18 protein-coding genes are annotated in these 13,447 nt (G+C 69.5%); 8 read left to right on the top strand and 10 right to left on the bottom strand.

Annotated features, from left to right (window positions below; translation table 11 throughout):
* Nucleotides 1-24: 24 nt before the first annotated feature.
* Nucleotides 25-282: a WhiB family transcriptional regulator gene (locus tag OP79_RS11785; protein ID WP_016639615.1), complete on the bottom strand. Its 258-nt coding sequence runs from the start codon at nucleotides 280-282 to the stop codon at nucleotides 25-27.
* A 317-nt stretch (nucleotides 283-599) separates the two neighbouring features.
* Nucleotides 600-1,568 carry a diacylglycerol/lipid kinase family protein gene (locus OP79_RS11790; RefSeq protein WP_033320054.1) on the bottom strand — a complete coding sequence of 323 codons (969 nt, stop codon included), beginning with the start codon at nucleotides 1,566-1,568 and terminating at the stop codon, nucleotides 600-602.
* Between the two features lie 103 nt (nucleotides 1,569-1,671).
* On the opposite strand from OP79_RS11790, the gene OP79_RS11795 reads away from it, so the two are divergent.
* A complete protein-coding gene (locus tag OP79_RS11795; RefSeq protein WP_033320055.1) occupies nucleotides 1,672-2,121 on the top strand; it encodes a hypothetical protein in 450 nt (149 codons plus the stop codon).
* Nucleotides 2,122-2,180: 59 nt separating this feature from the next.
* On the opposite strand, the gene OP79_RS11800 is transcribed toward OP79_RS11795, so the two are convergent.
* From OP79_RS11800 to OP79_RS11810, 3 genes are all read right to left on the bottom strand, one after another.
* Entirely contained in the window at nucleotides 2,181-3,281 is a 1,101-nt protein-coding gene (locus OP79_RS11800; RefSeq protein ID WP_078491740.1) for an RNA polymerase sigma factor SigF, read from the bottom strand.
* Complete coding sequence (locus tag OP79_RS11805) at nucleotides 3,278-3,691, bottom strand: ATP-binding protein (protein ID WP_033320057.1); 414 nt, start codon at nucleotides 3,689-3,691, stop codon at nucleotides 3,278-3,280. The genes OP79_RS11800 and OP79_RS11805 overlap by 4 nt, the downstream gene beginning before the upstream one ends.
* A 252-nt stretch (nucleotides 3,692-3,943) precedes the next feature.
* Complete coding sequence (locus OP79_RS11810) at nucleotides 3,944-4,204, bottom strand: UBP-type zinc finger domain-containing protein (protein WP_033320058.1); 261 nt, start codon at nucleotides 4,202-4,204, stop codon at nucleotides 3,944-3,946.
* Between the two features lie 61 nt (nucleotides 4,205-4,265).
* On the opposite strand from OP79_RS11810, the gene OP79_RS11815 reads away from it, so the two are divergent.
* Nucleotides 4,266-5,864 carry a Na+/H+ antiporter gene (locus OP79_RS11815; protein ID WP_033320059.1) on the top strand — a complete coding sequence of 533 codons (1,599 nt, stop codon included), beginning with the start codon at nucleotides 4,266-4,268 and terminating at the stop codon, nucleotides 5,862-5,864.
* A 25-nt stretch (nucleotides 5,865-5,889) separates the two neighbouring features.
* Here OP79_RS11815 and OP79_RS11820 read toward each other — a convergent pair whose 3' ends face one another.
* The 3 genes from OP79_RS11820 to OP79_RS11830 form a co-directional block, all read right to left on the bottom strand.
* Nucleotides 5,890-6,834 (bottom strand): 1-aminocyclopropane-1-carboxylate deaminase/D-cysteine desulfhydrase, encoded by a 945-nt coding sequence (locus OP79_RS11820; RefSeq protein WP_051744591.1) that lies wholly within the window; start codon nucleotides 6,832-6,834, stop codon nucleotides 5,890-5,892.
* Nucleotides 6,835-6,950: 116 nt separating this feature from the next.
* Nucleotides 6,951-7,541, bottom strand: coding sequence for an N-acetylmuramoyl-L-alanine amidase (locus OP79_RS11825; RefSeq protein WP_033320060.1), 591 nt, complete (start codon nucleotides 7,539-7,541; stop codon nucleotides 6,951-6,953).
* A 205-nt stretch (nucleotides 7,542-7,746) separates the two neighbouring features.
* Complete coding sequence (locus OP79_RS11830) at nucleotides 7,747-7,980, bottom strand: hypothetical protein (protein WP_033320061.1); 234 nt, start codon at nucleotides 7,978-7,980, stop codon at nucleotides 7,747-7,749.
* A gap of 243 nt (nucleotides 7,981-8,223) precedes the next feature.
* Here OP79_RS11830 and OP79_RS11835 point away from each other — a divergent pair, with 243 nt between their 5' ends.
* On the top strand, nucleotides 8,224-8,823 hold the full coding sequence (locus OP79_RS11835; protein WP_033320062.1) for a GNAT family N-acetyltransferase: 600 nt from the start codon (nucleotides 8,224-8,226) through the stop codon (nucleotides 8,821-8,823).
* 26 nt (nucleotides 8,824-8,849) lie between these two features.
* On the opposite strand, the gene OP79_RS11840 is transcribed toward OP79_RS11835, so the two are convergent.
* Entirely contained in the window at nucleotides 8,850-9,467 is a 618-nt protein-coding gene (locus OP79_RS11840) for a TetR/AcrR family transcriptional regulator (RefSeq protein ID WP_033320063.1), read from the bottom strand.
* Between the two features lie 109 nt (nucleotides 9,468-9,576).
* Here OP79_RS11840 and OP79_RS11845 point away from each other — a divergent pair, with 109 nt between their 5' ends.
* The 5 genes from OP79_RS11845 to OP79_RS11865 all read left to right on the top strand — a co-directional run bounded on the left by OP79_RS11845 (nucleotide 9,577) and on the right by OP79_RS11865 (nucleotide 12,560).
* A complete protein-coding gene (locus OP79_RS11845; protein ID WP_033320064.1) occupies nucleotides 9,577-10,161 on the top strand; it encodes a dihydrofolate reductase family protein in 585 nt (194 codons plus the stop codon).
* A 54-nt stretch (nucleotides 10,162-10,215) separates the two neighbouring features.
* Entirely contained in the window at nucleotides 10,216-10,443 is a 228-nt protein-coding gene (locus OP79_RS11850) for a hypothetical protein (RefSeq protein ID WP_033320065.1), read from the top strand.
* A 117-nt stretch (nucleotides 10,444-10,560) separates the two neighbouring features.
* Nucleotides 10,561-10,974, top strand: a complete 414-nt coding sequence (locus OP79_RS11855) for a YciI family protein (RefSeq protein WP_033320066.1) — start codon at nucleotides 10,561-10,563, stop codon at nucleotides 10,972-10,974.
* Nucleotides 10,975-10,987: 13 nt separating this feature from the next.
* Complete coding sequence (locus tag OP79_RS11860; RefSeq protein ID WP_033320138.1) at nucleotides 10,988-12,220, top strand: RNA polymerase sigma factor; 1,233 nt, start codon at nucleotides 10,988-10,990, stop codon at nucleotides 12,218-12,220.
* 10 nt (nucleotides 12,221-12,230) lie between these two features.
* A complete protein-coding gene (locus tag OP79_RS11865; protein WP_033320139.1) occupies nucleotides 12,231-12,560 on the top strand; it encodes a DUF952 domain-containing protein in 330 nt (109 codons plus the stop codon).
* Between the two features lies 1 nt (nucleotide 12,561).
* Here the strand turns inward: OP79_RS11865 and OP79_RS11870 are convergent, their stop codons facing one another.
* Nucleotides 12,562-13,311 carry a VOC family protein gene (locus OP79_RS11870; RefSeq protein WP_033320067.1) on the bottom strand — a complete coding sequence of 250 codons (750 nt, stop codon included), beginning with the start codon at nucleotides 13,309-13,311 and terminating at the stop codon, nucleotides 12,562-12,564.
* Nucleotides 13,312-13,447: the final 136 nt, after the last annotated feature.

The raw sequence follows: 13,447 nt of genomic DNA on the forward strand, positions 1-13,447 counted from the left end.
CTCAGGCTGTTGCGGGGTGGGTTGTCAGGCGGAGGCCTGACGGGCCCGGTTGCGGGCGGCGCGGCGCTTCATGGCGCGGCGCTCGTCCTCGCTGAGACCACCCCAGACGCCGGAGTCCTGGCCGGACTCGAGCGCCCACTGCAGGCACTGCTCCATGACGGGGCAGCGGCGGCAGACGGCCTTGGCTTCCTCGATCTGCAGCAGCGCAGGACCGGTGTTGCCGATGGGGAAGAAGAGCTCGGGGTCTTCCTCGCGGCAAACGGCGTTGTGACGCCAGTCCATGGCTGCTACCTCTCCTTGGTATTACATACAGGTTGCTTGTGAATGTGAACGCTTTCACGAATCCCTCAACAAGTGAAGGGTCGACTACCAGATGGACTGGCGTCGTCCTTGATGTGAGGAGGGGTTCTGGCTCTCTGTGGGGCCGATTCTGCGGGCCGCCCCGAGCGCCACGTAGAGACTCGCAAACCTCAGCGGCGGATACAACCCCTTCTGGAAAGTTTTTTTTGATTCCTCGGTGTCGACTAGGTCACAGCCGTACTTCCATGGGGTGGATCCTGGCCTAAACGTTCGAGTGAAAGGACTTTAGCCCCTTCTGCTCACACAATCACACGCAGTGCACGGCGAACGCCTGTGAACGTCACGCTCGTACGCAGTCCCAGATGGTCGCCGTCCATCTGAAGGGGGAGTGGCACCTTCGAATGCAAGGTGAAGTCCGTCAGATCGTGCAGGGAGAGGGCGTGCTTGCCATGGGGGCCCTTCTCGGGGGACGAAGTGAGCAACTGCGTGGCATATCGGGCGACCGCCGGCGTGGACATCCGGCTGAGACCCAGTACGTCCAGGCCAGTTTCGAACGAGGCCTTAGGTGACGCATACACCGGGCGATTGCCGAGATACGTCCACGGAGAGGTGTTACAGACAATGGACATCACCAGATCGGACACAGGATCCTCACCGGCCCGCTCCAGGGTGATCATGCCGTGCCGGCGATGGGGCTCGTCCAGGAACTGGCGTACCGCCTGGCGCAGATAAAGAGCGTGCGTGGAGCGCTTGCCGCGCTCGCGCTGCTGCTCGACCCGGCCTATGACGCCCGCGTCGAAGCCGAAGCCCGCGCAGAACGTGAACCAGCGGGACGGGACCGCCTCGTCCTCCGTGCCGGCGGTGCCGGCCGCGATACCGAGGCCGACCGTGCGTTCCCGGCTCTCGCGCAGCGCGTCGAGCAGGGCGCCGGTGGCCTCCACGGGTTCGTTGGGCAGACCCAGGGCGCGGGCGAAGACGTTGGTCGAGCCGCCGGGGACCACGGCGAGGCGGGGCAGACGGTCGGGGGCGGGGCCCTGGTGCAGCAGGCCGTTCACGACCTCGTTGACCGTGCCGTCGCCGCCGAGGGCCACGACCAGCTCGATGTCCTTGCTCTCCGCCGCCTGGCGGCCGAGGTCCTGGGCGTGCCCGCGGTACTCGGTGGTGACCGCCTCGAGTTTCATCTCGCTCGCCAGGGCGTGGATCAAGACGTCACGCGTGCGTGCGCTGGTGGTAGTAGCTGCCGGATTGACCACGAGAAGTGCACGCATGCGATGCAGCGTACCTACCTGGGTGTACTCGGCCCATACCGAGGGGGATCGGGAAGGGGGATCGGGCAGCCGCGGGAAGGGAGCCGAGGGCTACCCTTCAGGGGTGAGCTCTGCGCAGACCCCCACCCCGGACGCACCCGAGACAGGCCCCCGCCCCGGACGGCTGACCGTCGCGGCGGCGCTGGCCGCCCTTGAGGGCCTCGCCCTGGTCGCGGCAGGCGTCTACATCCTGGTGATGGGTCTGGCCGGTGAACCGGACGACCGGCAGCAGGCCGTCACGGGCGGGATCACGCTGGTCGTGCTCGCGCTGCTGCCGTTGCTGGCCGCGCGCGGTCTGCTCAAGCAGCGCAGCTGGAGCCGGGGTCCCGCGATCATCACGCAGATCATGGCGCTGCCGGTGGCCTGGACGCTCCTCCAGGCCGACAGTCTGGCCATCCCGGGCGGCATCGCCCTGGCCGTCGTAGCGGTCGCGGCGCTGGTGCTCCTGCTGAACCCGGAGACGACCCGGGCCCTTGGGATCCGCGGACCCGGGAACGTGCAGAACCAGAAGTAACCGGCGCATTCAGGTTCGTACGAGAACAGGCCTGTACGAGGACAGGCCCGTACCGGTGCCTACTCCTCGACGAGCAGCTTCTCCCGCAGCTGGGCCAGTGTCCTGGCCAGGAGGCGTGAGACGTGCATCTGGGAGATGCCGACCTCCTGGGCGATCTGCGACTGGGTCATGTTGGCGAAGAAGCGCAGCAGCAGGATCCGCTTCTCGCGCGGCGGCAGGTCCTCCAGGAGCGGCTTCAGGGACTCGCGGTACTCGACGCCCTCCAGGGCCTCGTCCTCGGAGCCCAGTGTGTCCGCGACCGCCGGGGACTCGTCGTCCGTGTCGGGGACGTCCAGGGAGAGCGTGGAGTACGCGTTGGCCGACTCCAGGCCCTCCAGGACCTCCTCCTCCGAGATGGCCAGCTTCTCGGCCAGCTCATGCACGGTGGGGGAGCGGCCGTGCTGCTGCGAGAGCTCCGCGGTGGCCGTGGTGAGCGACAGGCGCAGTTCCTGGAGCCGGCGCGGGACGCGCACCGCCCAGCCCTTGTCGCGGAAGTGTCGCTTGATCTCGCCGACGACCGTCGGTGTCGCGTACGTGGAGAACTCGACGCCGCGCTCCGGGTCGAAGCGGTCGACCGACTTGATCAGGCCGATGGTGGCGACCTGCGTGAGGTCGTCCAGCGGCTCGCCGCGGTTGCGGAAGCGGCGCGCGAGATGCTCGACGAGCGGGAGATGCATCCGGACCAGTTGGTTGCGCAGCTCCGCGTACTCCGGGCTGCCCTCCGGCAGCATGCGCAGCTCGATGAACTTGGCCCGCGCGCCGCTGCGGTCCTGGTGGTCGTGCCGTACGTGCTGTACGACCGAGGCGCCCTCGGTGCCGTTACCGGAGTGTCGCTCGTGCTGCTCGTGCTGCTCGCTCATAGTCCCGCCCGTCACCCGCAGCCGCCCTTCCGGGGGCGATCCCCCAGACTCCGTCCCGGGAGATCCCCCTGGAGCCCCGAGCAGAGGGGCCCCGGCCGCCGAGGAGTCGTCCTCCGGATGCGGCCGGGCCTGCTGCTCGGGGATGCCGTCGACACCCTCCGACGCCATGCGTCGGGGCCCGCTGGGGCTGCCGACGCCCTCAGCGGGAAGTTCCCTTGTGCCGCGCTCTTCGTCCCGCACCGGCCCGTCCCCGTTCCTCACGCCGGCCCGGGTCCCGCGCCGCGCTGTTTGTAGAGGCTGATCGAAACGGTCTTGTCGTCGGCGACCGAGGAGGACACCTTGCCCGCGAGGGCCGACAGCACGGTCCAGGCGAACGTGTCCCGCGAAGGGGCGTGGCCGTCGGTGGTCGGGGCCGAGACCGTCACCTCCAGCGAGTCGTCGATCAGGCGGAAGACGCAGCTGAGCACCGAACCGGGCACGGCCTGCTGCAGCAGAATCGCGCACGCCTCGTCGACCGCGATGCGCAGGTCCTCGATCTCGTCGAGGGTGAAGTCCAAACGCGCCGCGAGGCCGGCCGTGGCCGTACGCAGCACCGACAGGTAGGCACCCGCAGCCGGCAGCCGGACTTCCACGAAGTCCTGGGTCGCGGGCTCGCCTGCGATCTGGGACACCCTCACCTCCAAGGTGGTACAAGCTCTATCGGGGACCGAGGGTCGCCCCTCGGGGTAACGCGCTACGTGGTTCAGCGGTGACGCTACCGCGCTCTCAGGTTTTCTGTCCCCGGGACCCCAACCCCGTTGTTGTCACTCATAGTAAACATAGTTATACGCACAGTGGCTAGGGGTCTGCGGGCCCAATTGGGAAGAGCGCGCGCCGGGTTGACGTACCCAGGCGTCGGACCGTCGAATCTCACGGATCCGGGGTCACACGATGACGTGGTCGATGAAGCACCATCGCCAGCTCTCACCGGGCTCTAGTGAGCGCATCATCGGATGTCCCGTCTCCTTGTGGTGCTCTGTCGCGTGCCGCATCGGCGATGTGTCGCAGCAGCCTACGTGACCGCAGTCCAGGCACAGCCGGAGCTGCACCGGGTGCGTGCCCGCGGCACGGCACTCGAGGCAGGTCTCGCTCAGCGGTCCGGGTTCCGGACGCGGCAGCGAGGCGGTGTGCGTGCACTGTTTCATGATGGCCAGGTTACGACGGGCGCGGTGAAAACATTTCAAGAACGAAGGCGGGCCGAAACCGATGCATGTGATGCCCCTGCTTCTGCTGATCGCGGGCTGCGCCGCGATCGCCGGTGTGGCCCGCCGCACCCCGGTCCCACCGCCCCTGCTGCTCGTCACGGTGGGCCTGGCCGTCTCGTACGTCCCCTGGGTGCCCGAGTACACCCTCGACCCCGAAGTGGTGCTGCCGCTGCTGCTGCCCCCGCTGCTGTACACGGCGGCCACGGACAGCTCGTATCTCGATCTGCGGGCGTCCATACGGCCCGTGGCGCTGCTGTCGGTGGGGTACGTGCTGTTCGCGACGCTCGTCGTCGGCTGGGCCGCGTATCTGATCGTGCCGGACCTGCCGCTCACCGCGGCCCTGGTGCTCGGCGCGGTGGTGGCGCCGCCGGACGCGGTGGCGGCGACGGCGGTCGCGCGCCGGGTCGGGCTGCCCTCGCGGCTCACCACGATCCTGCAGGGCGAGTCCCTGGTGAACGACGCGACCGCGATCACCGCTTTCAAGGTGGCACTCGCCGCCGCCGTCGGGGAGGGCGCGAGCTGGGCGGGCGGCATCGGTGAGTTCCTGATCGCGGCGGTCGGCGGCATCGGGATCGGGCTCCTGCTGATGGTGCCGATCCACTGGCTGCGTACGCACCTGAAGGAGGCGCTGCTGCAGAACACCCTCTCCTTGCTGATCCCCTTCTTCGCGTACGCGGTCGCCGAGCAGGTGCACGCCTCCGGAGTGCTCGCCGTGGTCGTCGTCGCCCTCTATCTCGGGCACCGCTCCTGGCAGGTCGACTTCGCCACCCGGCTCCAGGAGGAGGCGGTCTGGAAGATGGTCGCGTTCGTCCTGGAGTCGGCGGTCTTCGCGCTGATCGGCCTGCAACTGCCCGTCGTCCTGAGAGGGCTCGGGGAGTACGAGGGTGTCAGCGCCGCCTGGTACGCGGTTGCCCTCTTTCTGGTGGTCGTCGCGGCTCGCTTCGTGTGGGTGTATCCCGCGACGTTCCTGCCGCGTGTGCTGTCCCCGCGGATCCGGGAGCGGGAGGAGAACCCCAGCTGGAAGGGGCCGTTCATCGTCGGCTGGGCCGGGATGCGGGGTGTCGTCTCGCTCGCCATCGCGTTCTCGATCCCGCTGACGATGCACGGCGGCGAGGACTTTCCCGGACGTAACCTCATCCTGTTCCTGACCTTCACGACGGTCATCGGGACGCTGGTCGTGCAGGGCCTTTCGCTGCCCCCGCTGATCAGGATGCTGAAGCTGCCCGGGCGCGACGTGCAGGCGGAGACGCTCGCTGAGGCGAACGCCCAAGCGCAGGCGTCCCGAGCCGCCGAGCGGCACCTGGACGAACTCCTCGCAGACGAGCGCAACGCCCTGCCGCCCCCGCTCGAAGAGCGCCTCCGCTCGGTTCTGGAGCGGCGCCGCAACGCGGTGTGGGAGCGGCTCGGCTCGGTGAACCCCGTGACCGGGGAGACCGTGGACGACACGTACCGCCGCCTGGCGCGCGAGATGATCGGCGCCGAGCGGGAGGTGTTCGTGAAGCTGCGCGACGGTCGTTTCATCGACGACGAGATGCTGCGGACGCTGCTGCGGCGGCTGGATCTGGAGGAGGCGGCTGCCTACCGGGAGTCGGCGACGTGAGAGTCCTGGTGGCCTTGGTGGCGGGTTACGGAGTGAAGGGCGCACCCGTGATCACGGCCGCGAGTGTCGTCCCGCGCGGGAAGGCCCCTTCCTCCGTGAGGGCCAGCAGTCCGTACAGCGTCTTCGCGACATAGAGGCGCTCGACGGGCAGGCCGTGGCGCTGCTCGAAGTCGGTGGCGAAGGCGTCGAGTTCGGGGGTGGTGCGGGCGTAACCGCCGCAGTGGAAGCGGTCGTCGAGGGACCAGTCGCCGCGAGGGCCGCCGAAGGCCTGGTGCTGGAGGGTGCGTATGTCCGCGTCGAGGAAGCCGCCCTTGAGGACGGGGATGCCCAGGGCGCGCTGAGTTGGGCCGATTCCCGCTGCCAGGCCCGCGAGTGTGCCGCCGGTGCCGCAGGCGAGCGCGATGACGTCGGCGTGGCCGCGCAGCTCCTCGCCGAGGGCGCGGCAGCCGCGTACGGCAAGGGAGTTGCTGCCGCCCTCGGGGACGACGTACGCGTCCTCGGCGCCGGCCTCCTGGAGGATGGCGGCCAGCGTTTCCGGCTCGCTCTTGCGACGGTAGGTCGATCTGTCGGTGAAGCGCAGCCGCATGCCGTCGGCCGCGCACCGGGCGAGGGAGGGATTGAGAGGGCGTTCGGCCAGCTCCTGGCCGCGGATCACGCCGATGGTGGGCAGGCCCAGGAGGCGGCCCGCGGCGGCGGTGGCGCGCAGGTGGTTCGAGTACGCACCGCCGAAGGTGAGGACCGTACGGCCCGCCGCGGCGCGCAGGTTCGGGGCCAGTTTGCGCCACTTGTTGCCCACCAGGTCCGGGTGGATCAGGTCGTCCCGCTTGAGCAGCAACCGTACGCCGTGACGCGCGAAGCGCTCGTCCGCGACGTCCCGCAGCGGCGACGGCAGTCGCGGCCGCAGGACGGCGGGGTCGAGCGCTTCGGGGACGTGAGGGACGTGGGGGGCGTCGGAGGCCTTGGGGGCCACCGGGTCGTCCGGGTCGTCTGGGCTGGTCACGTGACCATTGTCGGACAGGTGGTCGGACAGGTGTCCGGGGCGGCGGCGCCGGACGGTCGTACGCCCGTGCCCTTACGCCTCGTACGTCACTTCAGGCGGTCGCGGATGCGTTTCCGCATGGAGGCCATGGTGAAGCCGCGGGGATCGACCTTGCCCGGCTGCCATTCGAGGTGGCCGATCACCGAGCGCTCCGTCCAGCCGTGGTGGCGGCAGATCGCCGCCGCGGCCCGCTCGATCGCCTCCAGCTGGGCCGCGGGCCAGGGATCCTCGCCGTCGCCGAGGTTCTCGCACTCGAAGCCGTAGAAGTATCGGTTGCCGTCGGTGTTCGCCTCGTTGTCCCGCGGGAGGCCCCTCTCGGCGATGACTGCGCGCAGTACGTCGTCGTCGCCGTACCCGGCGTGGTTGGCGCGGCCGTAGCCGACGAGGTGGACTCGGCCGTCCTTGGTGATGACGCCGTGGCACAGCGGGCCCGGCAGGCCGCTGTAGCCCTTGCGGCAGATCTCCACCGTCCGCTTGCTGCCCGATGTCACCGTGTGGTGGATCATCACGCCGTGGACGGGGCCCCAAGGGCCCTTGTGATTGCGGTTGTGATGCTCCCAGTCGCCTACTTCGACGACAGTGCAACCTTCGTCCCGCAGCCGCTCCAGGAATCTGCCCGCGGACATGGGTGAGGCCATGACCGCCTCCTTACATGGGGGGCGCGACGGCCACCCATCGCGGCCGCCTCGTACCGCCGCTTTTACCCGGAACTCCACGGCGGGGACCACTTGTTCGCACAGCGTGCGAGCCGATTCGGTCAGCTTGATCGGTGAGGGGTGATCAGCGCTCGGTGATCGGCGGTCCTTGCCGGTGGTCCTTGGCCGGCGGTACGGGCGGGTCGCGTCAGGAGCGCAGCACTCCGTCGCCGTGCGTCGCGATGTGGCTCTCCAGGGCCTGGAGGGCGCGCTGTGTCGCGTCGGGGGAGCCGGTGCCGTGCCGCTCGGCGTAGTAGGCCGCGCCGAGACTCTTGAGCAGGTCGCTGCCCGCTCGCTGCGCCTGCACTTCGTCGATCTTGTGCTTGCCCTGTGTGAGGCCGCGCTGTGCTTGTTCCTTGGCGCGGTCCAGGAAGCCTGCCATTGCTGTCTCCTCGTCGTTCGTCCGTCGCTGGTCCAACGCCTGGCCCGATCTTGGTGTTCCCGGCCGGAAATGTCCGTGAACCCGGGCGGCGGCGGCCCTGCCCGGCAAGTTCTACGTTGTCCCTCTTTGTCGAAGATCCAACCCTGCCCTTTCGGGTCACCCCTGCGAGTGATGATGTCGATGCGGCTCGCATAGGCTGCAACCGCCAATTGACGACGGGTGGTTGAGGCGGAGGTGTCGGGCATGGGCGTGGCGATTCGCAGAGCCGGGGAAGGCGATCGGGAGGCCGTGACGCGGCTTCTGGACGACGCTTTTCAGAACGACCCGGTGAGCAGCTGGGTCTTTCCCGACGCCGGGGATCGTCGCCGTACGCATCCCCTGTTGATGGGGGCCTTCCTCGGCATCGTGCTCGAAGCGGGCTATGTGGATGTCACCGAGGACGGTTCGGCCTGTGCGCTGTGGCTGTCGGTGCCCGCGGAGGCTCATGAGGAGGACGAGGACGGGCCTGCGCAGATACGTGAGGTCGTCGATCCGGACAACGAACGGATCGAGCAGATCGCCCAGTTGACGGCCCAGGTGCACCCGGCGGGCACGGCCCACGAGTACCTGTGGATGATCGCCGTGTCTCCGGAGCGGCAGGGCGAGGGCCTCGGTACGGCGCTCATCCAGCACGTGCTCGACCGCTGCGACCGCGAGCACCTGCCCGCGTACCTGGAAGCGAGCAGCGCCCGCAGCCGCACCCTGTACGAACGCCTCGGCTTCACCTTCATGGACCGCACCCTCGATCTGCCCGACGGTCCGCCCATGTGGCCGATGTGGCGCGATCCGGCCCCGCACGCCTGACGGAGCGCGCCCCGGCACGCCGACCCTCAACGCTCCTCGGACGTTCCCCTGTCCTCGGCGTCCGGCACGATCGTCGCGACGATCCGTTCCACCAAGCCGTCCGGCACGCTCACCCCGGGGAGGACACCGTCCAGTACCCCCGGCAGGGTCAGGTGCTCCAGGATCAGGCCGAGCATGGCGAGATAGAGCACTGTCACGGTCTCGTCGCCGCCAGGTAGGCCGGCCTCGCGGTGGAACTCCATGCCGTACTCGAGGTCCCCGCGGATGGTCTTCGTGTACGAGGCCCGCAGTTCGGGGCGCCGCGTGGCCTCCAGACGCATCTCCAGGAGTGCGAGATACCCCGTGCGGTCGCGCTGTGCCCGCGCCATGAGGTCGTGCATGAACGCCGTGACCAGCAAGCGGTCCTTCGGCGCTTTCATCAACTCGGTCAGGACCTCTGGATCCGGCGCGAGCCGCTCGTGCAGCCGTGCGTCGATCTGGCGCAGCAGGTCGTCGCGGCCGGTGAAGTAGTTCGAGGCGGTGCCCACCGGCACCCCGGCCTCGGCATCCACCGCGCGGAACGTCAGCCCGCGCGCCCCTTCGCGCGCCAGCACCTCCACACCGGCGTCGACCAGGGCGGCTCTGCGCTCCGGGTTCCTCGCCATCCGGAAGCCTCTCTCCCACTTGGTCCTTGTACCAGAAACTCTGTTGCAACCACTACAAGTGAAGCACTATGAATGGAGTGGTTCACACAGCCTACGGAAAGAGGCCGGCATGCGAAAGCTCAGCTACTTCATCGCCTGCTCGATCGACGGCTTCATCGGCGATCCGAGCGGGGAGGCGGAGTTCTTCACGCGGCTCGTCGACGAGGAGTACATGGCGTGGTTCTGGGACGAGTATCCGGAGGCCCTGCCGACCCACGTCCGCCGTGCGCTCGGCATCGACGACCGGGAGAACAAGAAGTTCGACACGGTCATCCAGGGGCGGGCCAGCTACGACCTGGCCCTGGCGATCGATGTCACCAGCCCGTACGCGCACATGAGGGAGTACGTCGCCTCGCGCACCCTCAAGGAGTCGCCCGACCCGAACGTCGAGATCATCTCGGACGACGTGGTCGGCAAGATCCGCGAACTCAAGCAGGAGGACAGCGAGTTCGGGATCTACCTCTGCGGCGGCTCGAAGATCGCCGGCGAGCTGATCGGCGAGGTGGACGAGCTCGTCATCAAGACGTATCCGCTGGTCCTCGGCTCCGGCATGCCGATGTTCGGCTCCGGCTTCGCGCTCACCGAGTTCACGCTCGACACGGTGCGTACCTTCAAGAACGGCGTGCTCGTCCGCACGTACCAGCGCAGGCGCTGACGCGGGCACGTCGCTCATCTGTCGGCCTGGCCCGTCCCGCAATACCCTGGAGACATGGCCAGTGATGAGTACGTCTGTCCCGTTTGCGGCCACCCCGTCGAGCAGGTCGTGCACCGCCACAAGACCCTGGGTGTGTTCGTGCCCCTGTGGCGTCCCGGCCCGTGCAAGAACCCCGAGTGCCGGGCGTACGCGGCGGCAGAGGCGGGAGAGGCCGAGTCGCAGCCCGTCGTCACGGCGGAGTCCGGACCGGCGGTCGACAGGGCCGAGGAGCGGGACTCCTGACGCTCTTCCCGCGCGCCTGAAAAAACTTCCGCGAGTGTGTAGAGAAGCGCGGCCCGGCTCCGACGTCCCCTGTGAGAACCGCCCACCACGGGCGGCCCGAGCCGAAGGAGCGGACTCATGAAGTACCTGGTGATGGTGCAGGGCACGCAGGCGGACTACGAGGCCCAGGCGGGCAAGCCGACCGCCGGTGTCCCGGTCTGGAGCAAGGAAGACATTCAGGCCATGTACGCGCACATGGGGGCGATCAACAACGACCTCGCCGAGACCGGTGAGTTCATCGACGCCCAGGGGCTCGTCGAGCCGGCCCGGACACGTCTGGTCGGCAAGGGCCCGGACGGCAAGCCCGTGATCACCGACGGGCCGTACGGCGAGACCAAGGAAGTGATCGCCGGTTACTGGCTCCTGGAGTGCGCGAGCCTGGAGCGGGTCACGGAGATCGCCGAGCGCGTCATCCAGTGCCCCGTTCCCGAGGGCGCGAACGAATACCCCGTCGTCATCCGGCCGCTCTTCGACGGTGGAGGCGATGCGTGACCAGGGGAGACGTGTGAGACGTACGACCGAGACCGAGGACCTGCTGCGCCTGCACGCGCCGCAGGTCCTCGGCGCGCTCGTACGCCGGTACGGGCACTTCGACGCCGCCGAGGACGCCGTACAGGAGGCGCTGCTGGCCGCGGCCGGGCAGTGGCCCGAGTCGGGGGTGCCGGACAATCCGCGCGGCTGGCTGATCAAGGTCGCCTCGCGGCGGCTCACGGACGCGCTGCGCAGTGAGCAGGCGCGGCGGCTGCGTGAGGAGAAGGCGGCGGCGCTCACCCCGCGCGACGCCTTCACGGCGCCGCCGCCCGGGCCCGACCGCGCGCCCTCCGAGGACGACACGCTCACCCTGCTCTTCCTCTGCTGCCACCCGGATCTGCCCCCGCCCGCCCAGATCGCGCTCACGCTGCGGGCCGTCGGCGGTCTGACGACAGCCGAGATCGCCCGCGCGCATCTGGTGCCGGAGGCGACGATGGCGCAGCGGATCAGCCGCGCCAAGCAGAAGGTGAAGGGGACGCGTTTCGGCCGCCCCGAGAACTGGGAGGCGCGGCTGCCCGTGGTCCTGCACGTCCTCTACCTGATCTTCAACGAGGGATACACGGCCACGTCCGGAGCCTCCCTCCAGCGGGCCGAACTCGCGGGCGAGGCCATCCGGTTGACCCGTACGGTGCACCGCCTGTTGCCCGGCGACTGCGAGGTGACCGGCCTGCTGGCCCTGATGCTCCTCACCGACGCCCGTCGCGCCGCGCGCACCGGCCCGCACGGTGAACTGGTCCCCCTCGACGAGCAGGACCGCGGGCTGTGGGACAAGGCGGCGATCGAGGAGGGCGTGGCCCTGGTGACCCGGGCGCTGTCCCAACGCCGCCCGGGGCCCTACCAGTTGAGGGCCGCGATCGCCGCCGTCCACGACGAGGCGGACTCACCCGACAGCACCGACTGGCACGAGATCCTCGGCCTCTACGACGTTCTCGTCCACCTCGTCCCCAGCCCCGTCGAACGCCTCAACCGTGCCGTGGCCCTCGCGATGGTCCACGGACCGAAGGCCGGTCTGACCGAACTCGACGCACTTGCCCCGGAGTTGACGACAGGCCATCGCCTCGACGCGGTCCGCGCCCACCTCCTGGAACGCGCCGGCGACCCGGAGGCGGCCCGCGCCGCCTACGAGTCGGCCGCCGCCAAGACCCTGAGCCTCCCCGAACAGCGCTACCTCCGGGCCCGCGCGGCCCGCCTCGGGGACATCACTTAGCGTGTCGCCCATGCCCGAACTTCTGCACATCACCGAACGCTCCCTCTGGGACGCGGCCCGCAAGACCGGCACGTACGAGATGTCGACGCGCGGTCGCACCCTCCAGGAGGAGGGCTTCATCCACTGCTCGACCCGCGCCCAACTCCCGCGCATCGCCGCCTTCCTGTACGGCTCGTACGAGGGCCCGGACGACCTCGTGGTCCTGGTCATCGACCCCGAACAGCTCGGCGTGCCGTTGAAGTACGAGGCCCCGGAGCCGGGCGGTGAGGAGTTCCCGCACATCTACGGGCCGATACCGGCGGACGCGGTGATCTCGGTGGAGCCCTGGGAACGCGCGTGAGCTAGGCGGGCAGTCCTCCGGTCGCGGGGTCCCGGCCCGTCAGGCAGTACGTGCCGCCCGCCGGATCCCGCATCACCGTCCACCCGGCGCCACGGCTCACGAACGAGGCGCCCAGCGTCTCGTGCCAGGCACGGGTCGCCTCGATGTCCGAGCAGGACAGGTCGAGGTGGGCGGCAGTGGGGCGGTCCTCGTCGAGGCGCTGGAGGAGGATGCGTACGGGGAGGCCGGCGGGGGACTGGACGATGTGGAACTCCGGGCGCGAGCCCGGATGCGCGTCCCAGCCGGTGAGCGCGGGCCAGAACGCCACGTCACGGTCGTACGCCGGCGGAGCCAGGTCGATACACACCTGGTCGAGGCGGCTCGTCGAGCCGCCGGGGCCCTCGGCCACCGGTGGCCGGGCCGACTCGCCGTGCCAGGGCACCGCACAGAACAACTGGCCACCGGGGGAGCGCAGTACGGCCCAGCCCGGGTGGTCGGAGACCATCTCCGCCCCCAGCCGCAGCGCCGACTCCACCAGCGCGGGAACGTCCTCGGGGCACAGGTCCAGATGTGCGCCCCCGCCACCCGACGCGACGTCCTGTGCCTTCACGCAGGCGTCGGCGCCGTCCTGCGGCAGCAGGGTCACGAACTCGGCCCGCTCGCCCCGGGGCGGCGACAGGCGTGTCCTGGTGACCGTCGTCCAGAAGTCACAGGCCCGGCCGAAGGCCTCGGCGGGACGGTCGACGAAGGCGTACGTCCAGCGGATGGTCATCGGGCGATCGTAGGTCAGGACGTCAGCGCTCCGCCGCTTGCGACGAGGGTGAAGGCCGTCTCAGAACTGTTCTGGCTCCTGGTGGTCAGCCGACCCGCACAGGATCTTCGGCTGATCCTCTCCCCACACGGGCCGC

It is taken from the genome of Streptomyces yerevanensis, from assembly GCF_000716805.1.
GTDB classification, from domain to species: Bacteria; Actinomycetota; Actinomycetes; order Streptomycetales; family Streptomycetaceae; genus Streptomyces; species Streptomyces flaveus.

Coding starts and splice junctions, on each gene's coding strand:
- OP79_RS11835 (WP_033320062.1), top strand. CDS start 8,224: ATGGGCGTGGCGATTCGCAGAGCCGGGGAAGGCGATCGGGAGGCCGTG.
- OP79_RS11815 (WP_033320059.1), top strand. CDS start 4,266: ATGCATGTGATGCCCCTGCTTCTGCTGATCGCGGGCTGCGCCGCGATC.
- OP79_RS11830 (WP_033320061.1), bottom strand. CDS start 7,980: ATGGCAGGCTTCCTGGACCGCGCCAAGGAACAAGCACAGCGCGGCCTC.
- OP79_RS11840 (WP_033320063.1), bottom strand. CDS start 9,467: ATGGCGAGGAACCCGGAGCGCAGAGCCGCCCTGGTCGACGCCGGTGTG.
- OP79_RS11825 (WP_033320060.1), bottom strand. CDS start 7,541: ATGGCCTCACCCATGTCCGCGGGCAGATTCCTGGAGCGGCTGCGGGAC.
- OP79_RS11810 (WP_033320058.1), bottom strand. CDS start 4,204: ATGAAACAGTGCACGCACACCGCCTCGCTGCCGCGTCCGGAACCCGGA.
- OP79_RS11855 (WP_033320066.1), top strand. CDS start 10,561: ATGAAGTACCTGGTGATGGTGCAGGGCACGCAGGCGGACTACGAGGCC.
- OP79_RS11790 (WP_033320054.1), bottom strand. CDS start 1,568: ATGCGTGCACTTCTCGTGGTCAATCCGGCAGCTACTACCACCAGCGCA.
- OP79_RS11870 (WP_033320067.1), bottom strand. CDS start 13,311: ATGACCATCCGCTGGACGTACGCCTTCGTCGACCGTCCCGCCGAGGCC.
- OP79_RS11850 (WP_033320065.1), top strand. CDS start 10,216: ATGGCCAGTGATGAGTACGTCTGTCCCGTTTGCGGCCACCCCGTCGAG.
- OP79_RS11785 (WP_016639615.1), bottom strand. CDS start 282: ATGGACTGGCGTCACAACGCCGTTTGCCGCGAGGAAGACCCCGAGCTC.
- OP79_RS11865 (WP_033320139.1), top strand. CDS start 12,231: ATGCCCGAACTTCTGCACATCACCGAACGCTCCCTCTGGGACGCGGCC.
- OP79_RS11845 (WP_033320064.1), top strand. CDS start 9,577: ATGCGAAAGCTCAGCTACTTCATCGCCTGCTCGATCGACGGCTTCATC.